At 42.1% G+C, this 8,558-nt stretch carries 8 protein-coding genes; 4 read left to right on the top strand and 4 right to left on the bottom strand.

The annotated features are described in order from the left end of the window. Nucleotides 1–118 precede the first annotated feature (118 nt). Nucleotides 119–817, top strand: coding sequence for an IS1595 family transposase (locus Q0257_RS02315; RefSeq protein ID WP_298021067.1), 699 nt, complete (start codon nucleotides 119–121; stop codon nucleotides 815–817). A gap of 309 nt (nucleotides 818–1,126) precedes the next feature. Here Q0257_RS02315 and Q0257_RS02310 read toward each other — a convergent pair whose 3' ends face one another. From Q0257_RS02310 to Q0257_RS02300, 3 genes are all read right to left on the bottom strand, one after another. After that, nucleotides 1,127–1,759: a hypothetical protein gene (locus Q0257_RS02310; RefSeq protein WP_298021062.1), complete on the bottom strand. Its 633-nt coding sequence runs from the start codon at nucleotides 1,757–1,759 to the stop codon at nucleotides 1,127–1,129. A 202-nt stretch (nucleotides 1,760–1,961) separates the two neighbouring features. Next, nucleotides 1,962–2,900 (bottom strand): RNA pseudouridine synthase, encoded by a 939-nt coding sequence (locus Q0257_RS02305; RefSeq protein WP_298021060.1) that lies wholly within the window; start codon nucleotides 2,898–2,900, stop codon nucleotides 1,962–1,964. Continuing rightward, nucleotides 2,878–3,360: a pseudouridine synthase gene (locus Q0257_RS02300; protein ID WP_298021057.1), complete on the bottom strand. Its 483-nt coding sequence runs from the start codon at nucleotides 3,358–3,360 to the stop codon at nucleotides 2,878–2,880. Before Q0257_RS02300 ends, Q0257_RS02305 begins: the two co-directional genes overlap by 23 nt. 75 nt (nucleotides 3,361–3,435) lie before the next feature. Here Q0257_RS02300 and purB point away from each other — a divergent pair, with 75 nt between their 5' ends. Continuing rightward, the gene (gene purB, locus Q0257_RS02295; protein WP_298021054.1) at nucleotides 3,436–4,767 is read left to right on the top strand and encodes an adenylosuccinate lyase; all 1,332 of its coding nucleotides are present in this window, start codon (nucleotides 3,436–3,438) and stop codon (nucleotides 4,765–4,767) included. Nucleotides 4,768–5,571: 804 nt separating this feature from the next. Here purB and Q0257_RS02290 read toward each other — a convergent pair. Beyond that, nucleotides 5,572–6,204: a hypothetical protein gene (locus Q0257_RS02290; protein WP_298021052.1), complete on the bottom strand. Its 633-nt coding sequence runs from the start codon at nucleotides 6,202–6,204 to the stop codon at nucleotides 5,572–5,574. A 610-nt stretch (nucleotides 6,205–6,814) separates the two neighbouring features. On the opposite strand from Q0257_RS02290, the gene Q0257_RS02285 reads away from it, so the two are divergent. After that, entirely contained in the window at nucleotides 6,815–8,161 is a 1,347-nt protein-coding gene (locus tag Q0257_RS02285; protein ID WP_005873052.1) for a DASS family sodium-coupled anion symporter, read from the top strand. A 166-nt stretch (nucleotides 8,162–8,327) separates the two neighbouring features. Beyond that, nucleotides 8,328–8,558: ABC transporter permease subunit (locus Q0257_RS02280; protein WP_298021049.1), on the top strand; the 231-nt coding region annotated here is incomplete at its 3' end.

Here is an 8,558-nt window from a genome sequence, read left to right as displayed (position 1 = left end):
AAGGAATGAGCTTGCGTAAGTTAAACTTTTTATATATTACGGCATATAAAGCAAATGCTCAACAAATAAATTTAGGCTCTCTTTAACTTAAGCTCACACAAAGGAGTAGTAAGTTACGATGAGAGCTATGAAAAACAGGTATATAGTCCGTTCAAGAATTTCGGAAAAGAAATTTAGAGAAATTCTCAAGTATTTTGCAGAAGACATAGAAGCATCAAAGATATCAAATTTAACTAAAATTTCAGAAGCAACCCTATGTAAAATCTTTAGAGAAATAAGAGCTCTTATGTCTAAAGAGTGTGAGAAGATATCTAAGTTTTCAGGCGAGATAGAGATTGATGAAAGCTACTTTGGATCTAAACGAGTAAGAGGCAAAAGAGGTAGAGGCGCAGCAAATAAAACTCCGGTATTTGGAATGCTAAAGCGTGACGGTAAGGTCTATACCCAAGTAGTTAAAAACTGCTCTGCAAATGAACTGATACCTATATTATCTCAATATAGCGCGCTTGATAGCTCTACTATCTATTCTGATTGCTGGAAAGCTTATGATGGATTGGTTGATTACGGGGCCAAAGCTCATTATAGAGTGAAGCACTCAAAGAATGAATTTGCTAATGGTAAAAACCATATAAATGGTATTGAGAATTTCTGGGGCTATGCTAAACATAGACTAGCTAAATTTAAAGGCATTAAGAAAGAGAATTTCTTGCTTCATCTTAAAGAATGTGAATTTAGATATAATACTAAAACTACACAGGAAAACCTATATCAGAAACTGTTGAAATTGATAAGAGGGAATCCGCTTAAGTTTAATTGAGCCAAATAAAAATTAGATGTCATAGCTCAATCTTACGCAAATTTTTATCGATCAAATTTCATACCAATCTATAATTATGATTGCACAAATAAATAGATATAGAATTTTATCAATACAACGAGGAATATAGCATTCTCTCTTTGCTGTTTATAAAATTTCTAGCATACCACAAATATATGCCGCCATTCAACTTCTATATTATATACTAAAACTTGCGATTATTCAAAACAAATAACTAAAGCAATCCTCAGCTCTTACTTGTCCTCATATTTCAAGTTTTTATACTATAGATATCAAAGTCATTAATAATTACCGTCTAAAACTCATACCTCTACTTGGTGGTGTTATATTTATGGTATGTTCTTGTTTTTTACTATTTTCTAAATTAAGCACCCTCTTGCAATATTCCCCAAAAGAAGCAACTACCGTTTTGCTCCCCATGCTTGCTATTAATGCCGAGCTTTCTAAATTAACAGAGCTTCCCGCCCCGCCCTTTTGCTTAAAAAGAAAATTGGCGTATTCGTCAAATTCTCTTTTAAATATTCCATGTTCTTGATTGTATTTTTTAAAAGAATCAACACCAGATTTAAAATCTTTTATACTGCCACCCAGCTTATCTTGAAGCATCCAATATTTATGCGCTCTGAGCTCAAATTTACCGTAATTTTCGCTACCGAAAATAAATATATGAAACCCGTTGTCTAGCCAAGTTGAATTATATGCTTTTATGGCCTTAGCGCTTTTTTCCCAATCTGCATATTTTCTCTTTTCTGAGGATAAATTCTCGAATGCCCTTTTAAACTCTATAAGTAAAAACTTCCCATTGTTATGAGTTAAGGCATCACCTATTTTTTCTACATCACCATCAAGTGGAGCTATATCGATGTCCAACAAGCACTGCTTTACAAAATAATACTCTACTGTTTTTTCCCACCACAACATTTTCATCCTTTATTCAAAATTACTAATATTCTAATTATGAATTATAGCTATCAAAATAAAATCGTCTTAAAATTTTTAATAACCATAGATGAGAAATTAATAAATTAATGCCGTTGTAAGCACAAAATTTTATAAAAACCAGCAAAAGCAAAATCCTGACCATAAAAATAATCGTCGCCACCTCAAAATTTTATTGAGTTACTTAAATTTTACCGATTTTCGCGAGATTATAAAACTCTCTTGCGGCGTCAAATTCGCTTTTTATCTCGTATCTTTCGCCGCCTAGTTCGAAGCAAATCGCATTCGCGTGCAGTAACAATCTCGGCGCCCCAGTCGTTCTGATCCGCTCCGTCTCAACCATCTTTTTATCCAATATCCTCTCCGCTTGCTCGCGCGAAAGCCCATACAGTGGCTCTCCCAGTATCGGCACGCCCGCGGCAAATAGATGCAGCCTGATCTGATGCTGCCTACCCGTCAGCGGATAGCACTCAATCAGGCTAGCGTCCATGTCCTCAAAATATCGCAGCGGGCGTATCAGCGTGATCGCCTCCTTACCATCGCGCGATATTTTCATACGAATTTTAAGATCGGCAAACTCGTCGCTAGGAGCGATCGGAGCATCAATCACAAACCCCTCAAAATCCTTTAAAAATTTCAGTTTTTCGCTAAATTTTACGTATTTTGTAGGCTCAAATTTTTTCAAATTTACGTAGCCCTTAGAAGTAGCTGGCAAAGATTTAGCCATAGATAAGGCGCAAGGTTTATGTCCTCTATCCGCGCTACTCATCGCGATAGCGGGTTTAAGTTTATCGCTCACGCCGCAAGATAAGTCATCAAATTCAGATCCGCTGTCAACATCGCCAGTGGGAGCGCCAGATTTAAATTTAGCCTGCGCGCCGCCAGATAGAGTGCTGCGCCATAATCCCCTACTCGCACCATTAGACAAGATATTAAATCCAAATTTATCGCCTGCCCCTTTTAAAGCTCGCATATCGCGCAGATCCGATACGCTACTTGGTAAACTCACAGCATCGCCCGCAAATTTCGATCCGCAAATTTCATCCGAGCCTAGCGCATAGCAATCCTCTATCTCGCCATTGTAAGCGGCACTTTGCAAATCACCTCGCAAGCCCTCTCTCAAATCCCCTCGTACGAGCGCTAGATAGCTTTTGTTCGAAGCACTCTTTGAGCTCGCGCGCCGCGTCTTTATCCTTAGCGACGATAAGAATTCCGCTGGTTTCTAAATCAAGCCTATGCGCCACGCACGCGTCCTGCCCGTATAGCGACCAGATCTCGTCATACATATTATAAGGCGAGTTGCGCCCGCTCGGATGGCTTAAAATTCCACTCGGCTTGTCAAATGCCGCAAACGCATCGCACTCAAAAATAGGCTTCAGTCCGCGCGGCTCGCATTTGTAATCGATCAAAAAAATTTCTCCGTGCGCGACGGAGTTCTTATGTAAATTTTGATCCTCTGCATCGGTTACGCGATGCTTGTCACAAATGCGCTGCGCGGATTTCATATCGTATCCGAGGCTAAGCAGAATTTCGTAAATTTTGCGTCCCTCAAAGCTTCCCAGGCTTCTTTTCTCATAACCCATATTAAACTTTCAGCCCCATTTTTATATAATTTTTGCCATCATTATACAAGAAATTCTAACCGAAAGGCTACTAAAATGGTCGAAAGATACGCAAGAAAAGAGATGTCTGAAAAATGGAGCTTGCAAGCCAAATACGACGCGTGGCTAAAAGTCGAGCTCGCGGCGGTTAAGGCGTGGAATAAACTAGGTCTAATAAGCGACTGCGATAAAGATAAAATTCTACAAAACGCAAGCTTTAGGATCGAGCGGATAGATGAGATCGAAAAGACGACCAAGCACGACGTGATTGCATTTCTAACGAGCGTGAGTGAGAGCCTTGGGCAGGAGAGCCGCTTCGTGCATTACGGCATGACTAGCAGCGATTGCATCGATACCGCCGTTGCACTACAAATCAAAGAAAGCATGGAGCTTATCATTGAGGATGTGCAAAATTTAAAAGCTGCGATAAAATCTCAAGCCATGAAGCATAAAATGACACTGATGGTCGGGCGCAGCCACGGTATCCACGGCGAGCCGATCACTTTCGGACTCGTGCTTGCGGTCTGGTATGATGAGATAAATCGCGCGCTAGAGCTTTTGCAACACGCAAAAAGCGCTATCAGCTACGGCAAAATAAGCGGTGCGATGGGGAATTTCGCCCACGCTCCACTAGAGCTGGAAGAGCTAGTGTGCGAATATCTGGGGCTAAAGCCCGCTCCCGCGTCCAATCAAGTCATCCAGCGCGATCGCTACGCGCAGGTAATGAGCGCACTTGCGATCCTAGCTTCCAGCTGCGAAAAGATCGCCATCGCAATCCGCCACTATCAACGCACCGAGGTTTATGAGGCGGAGGAATTTTTTAGCCCAGGTCAAAAGGGCAGCTCTGCGATGCCGCACAAACGAAATCCTGTGCTTAGCGAAAACGTAACGGGACTATGTCGTATGATCCGTAGCTTCGCAATACCCGCGATGGAGGACGTAGCGCTATGGCACGAACGCGACATCAGCCATAGCTCAGTCGAGCGATTTATCCTCCCTGATGGCTTTATAACCGCCGATTTTATGCTAAATCGCTTGACAAGCTTGATCGAAAAACTGCTCGTATATCCCGAAAATATGATGAGAAATCTAAATTTAACCGGTGGGCTCGTGTTTTCGCAGCGCGTGCTGCTAGAGCTGCCTAAACGAGGAGTTAGCAGAGAGGATGCCTATAAAATCGTGCAGCGTAATGCGATGAAGGTCTGGGCGGATCTGCAAGAGGGCAAAAAAGCTATAGATGAGCAAGGGCATAGCCTGTTTTTGCAAAATCTGCTCGCAGATACAAAGCTGCGAGAAAAACTAAGCGAAAGCGAGATTAAAGAGTGCTTCGACTACGGATATTACACTAAAAACGTAGACGCGATTTTCGCTAGGGTTTTTGGCAAATAGCAGACACGCGGCTTGCTATTTTAAAGCTCCGAGCAAGCCTATAAAATATAGCGAGGCGGCTAGAAATTTATGTTTGCGCCGAAGTACTTTAAAAAGAGCGATTGAAATTTTAAAATTTTTACAAAGATAAAATTTTAGTAAAAGCGTAGCGCTTGTGGATAAATCTGGTATCTAAATCCGCAAGAACAAGCGCCACTGCTTTTACCATGAATTTATAAAGGTAAAATTCTGCGCTTTCGACTAACCTTAAAATCGTAAAATTTAATGCTTTAAAACGGTAAAATTATAAAATTCTTAGACGCAGTAGTTTTAGAATTTTACCGCAAAATTTAAGTGCTAATCCCGAAGATATAAATGCGAGATTTCCATAAAGCAAAATGGCATTTCTGCGTCGTACTCGAACTAGGGGTCGTGAGATATCCGAAGCAATTATGAAACAAATTTAAAGTGGCAAATGGAGACATTGATAAAATTCCGCTTTTTCAACTTGAAATTATAACGATTCTTAGAAAAAAGCGGATTGAGTAAAATTTCATAAATTCCATCAATTTAAGCGCTTACCAGATAGCACCAAAAATACGAGCCAAGCTTGCGTGAATATATTTGAAATTTTGTATGTACGAGTGGGTAAAATTTTACGTCTAGTATCGGCAGCACCCTTGATTATCATATAATTGCATCTGAATTGCTCGCAAATTTCGGATTAAACAATCCTGCGATTTGACGTCTAATAATTATTTGGAATTTAAAAACGGATGGAGCGGGAGTTCGTTCGCTCCATCCTGCGCTAGCACGTTAGAATTTTTAAAATTTAAAGCTATACCCCAGATAAATTCCATGGTTGGTCTCATATACCTTGTCTACGCCTTCTCCAAGCTTACTAGCCTTGTATCTCGTGTAGTCCGCTTTGTAGCCGAATTCGATCTCGTTATGCTCATCAAAGCTATATAGCCCGCCCAGTCTTGCGCCAATTACCCAGCCAGGCAGAGTCTTTGAAAGCGAATTGCTGCTTCCGTCAGATTCGTCATACGAATAAATTTTATATTTCAAAAATGAAACTCCCGTATAAGCGCCCGCTACGAGTTTAAAGCCGTTTGTAATCTCAGGCGTAAAATCCCCGCCTACGAGCAAGCTATGCTTATTCCACTCGTGTTTAAATATGATGTCCTCGTCAGTGCCAGTTTTCGAAGCTTTGAAATCATACAAGTACTCGCCGTACGTCCTAGCTATACCGAAATCGTAGCCGCCTTTAAAGCCGAGCGCAGCCTGCCCCTTATTATCTTTATTCGTGCCAGAATCGTCCTCGTCAGACCATTTAGTAGTGATGCTGGATTTAAAAGAGTAATCTCCCTCGATACTTAAAAATATCCCCTCGCCGAAGCTTGAGCTTGCGCACACTGCAGCAGCAAACGCCGCGATTAAAATTTTGTTTTTCACATTTTCTCCTTACAATTTATAATTTCGGGCTTTCCACCGCCGCCGCTTTTGCCATTTTACCGCTTGCTATCTTTAAGCGTCTTCCGCCAAGCTCGCTCATAAGCGCGTTTAAAATTTGTTGATTATAATATCCTTTTTTTGAAATTTCGATGAATTTCGCGACAAGACTTGGAATTTTATCTCACTCGCCTTGGATAAAATTTTATCTCGCTTGCCTAGATGAAATTTGACGAAATTCTACACCGCCCCCCTTGAGCAGTTAACAAATTTAATCTCGGGTGTCATTAAAAAATAATCTGTGATGAAATTTAAAGCGCTTACTTAGTTGTTCGTTTTTATGTATAATTTAAAATTTACACACGAGATAAGTGCCGTGTTACCGATAGTAACTGCACTTTTAAAAATTTAAGACGATTTGATTTGGAATTTATAAAATTCCCGCCTCATTTTTGTATCATAAGCCAAATCCAAAAAAGGAGTATCTATGGAAGAACACAAAGTGGAGTTACGCAACTCCCGCTTACAAGGGCCGCTAGACTCAGACGTAGACGAGCTGGGTTTAGACAGGCTCACCGACACCGTGCCGTTTCCTAAGCGCGGCGTCATCATTATGGCGATTGCCGCTGCAGTGGGCTTTGCGCTATATGCCGCGTTACCGTTTGAGCCCAATGTCAAAAAAGGCCTTGCGCTACTTGCTTTCATTGCGATTATGTGGCTTACAGAGGCCGTGCATATCACGGTAACCGCGCTTATGGTGCCGGTGCTTGCGGTAGCTATCGGACTTGGCAAATTCGCTAAAGATGGCACTTTCACGGCTGCCACCATCAAAAGCACGCTTGCAAATTTTGCAAACCCTACGATCTTTACCTTTTTCGGCGGTTTTGCTCTGGCAACGGCTCTGCATATGCAAAAGCTCGATAAAAAGATCGCGATGTGGCTAATCGCCCGCGCAGGCGGTCGCTTGGGTGTAGCTGCGATTTTAATCTGCCTTGCTACGGCGATCCTTTCGATGTGGGTTTCAAATACCGCAACTGCTGCGATGATGCTTCCGATCGCGCTTGGAATTTGCGCCAACATGGACGAAAGCAAAGATCGCGGCACGCTCGTGTTTTTGCTTTTAGGCATCGCGTATTCTGCAAGCATTGGAGGTCTGGGCACGCTCGTGGGCTCGCCGCCAAATTTAATCGTGGCTCAAGCCTTGCACTACAGCTTCGCGGACTGGATGAAGGTAGGTTTGCCGCTAATGTGCGTGATGCTGCCAATAATGCTTGTGGTGCTTTATATAATTTTCAAGCCGAATTTAAGCCATAAAATAGAGATGGATCTGGAGCATATCCCTTGGACGCGCGAGCGCATTATTACAATAGTCGTATTTGCTCTAACGGCGCTTGGTTGGATATTTTCAAAGCAAATTTCAGCCCTTGTGGGCTTTAAAGTGGATGATGCTTACGTCGCCATCTGCTCGGCAGTCGTAATCGTCATTCTAGGGCTTGCCAAATGGCACGACATCGCAGAAAATACCGAGTGGGGCGTGCTGTTGCTTTTCGGCGGCGGACTTACTCTAAGTGCGGTTTTAGGCGATTCCGGAGCTTCTAAGGTGCTTGGCGATCTAGTCGCGCACACTTTCGGCGGAGCGCCTACTTACATCGTACTTTTGGTAACGGCAGTTTTCATCATCTGCCTTACGGAATTTACGAGCAACACCGCCTCGGCGGCGCTTTTAGTGCCTGTATTTGCGGGAGTAGCGGCGCAAATGGGGCTGCCAAAAGAAACTCTTACTATAGTAATCGGTGTGGGCGCAAGCTGCGCTTTCATAATGCCGGTAGCGACGCCGCCGAATGCTTTGGTTTTCGGCACGGGACGCATTCGCCAGGCGGAAATGGTACGAAGTGGCGGAATTCTAGCGATATTCTCCGCGTTTTTGGTTTCGGGGTACGCGTATATTTTCTACTCGTAAAATTCCGTCAAAATTCTATAGTCCGGGTATCTGCTCGGACTAAATATATTTATAAGATATATTTTTAAACTCCTAAATTTTCGGAATCTTTATAAAAAAATTCTGATTTAATACTATTTTAATCAGTTATCTGTATAATATGCATATTTTATGGAAAGAAGAATTTATGGATTTTGATTTTATAGCTAAATTTAGCCCGATGTTCGTAAAGGCGGGAATTTTAACGCTGAAGCTCGCATTTTACGGAATTTTACTATCCATCATCATCGGTTTTATCTGCACGCTGATAAAATATAAAAGATTGCCGCTGCTAAACCCGCTTGTGAGCGCATATATCGAGCTATCGCGCAATACTCCGCTTTTAATTCAGCTATTTTTTCTATACTACGGCCTGCCG

This window comes from uncultured Campylobacter sp. (assembly GCF_938018035.1).
Taxonomy (GTDB): domain Bacteria; phylum Campylobacterota; class Campylobacteria; order Campylobacterales; family Campylobacteraceae; genus Campylobacter_B.
This window is presented reverse-complemented; position numbering and strand designations above follow the sequence as displayed.

Excerpts from the sequence above, each read along its gene's own strand:
- Q0257_RS02315 (WP_298021067.1), top strand. The coding sequence starts at position 119 with ATGAGAGCTATGAAAAACAGGTATATAGTCCGTTCAAGAATTTCGGAA.
- Q0257_RS02310 (WP_298021062.1), bottom strand. The coding sequence starts at position 1,759 with ATGTTGTGGTGGGAAAAAACAGTAGAGTATTATTTTGTAAAGCAGTGC.
- Q0257_RS02300 (WP_298021057.1), bottom strand. The coding sequence starts at position 3,360 with ATGGGTTATGAGAAAAGAAGCCTGGGAAGCTTTGAGGGACGCAAAATT.
- purB (WP_298021054.1), top strand. The coding sequence starts at position 3,436 with ATGGTCGAAAGATACGCAAGAAAAGAGATGTCTGAAAAATGGAGCTTG.
- Q0257_RS02285 (WP_005873052.1), top strand. The coding sequence starts at position 6,815 with ATGGCGATTGCCGCTGCAGTGGGCTTTGCGCTATATGCCGCGTTACCG.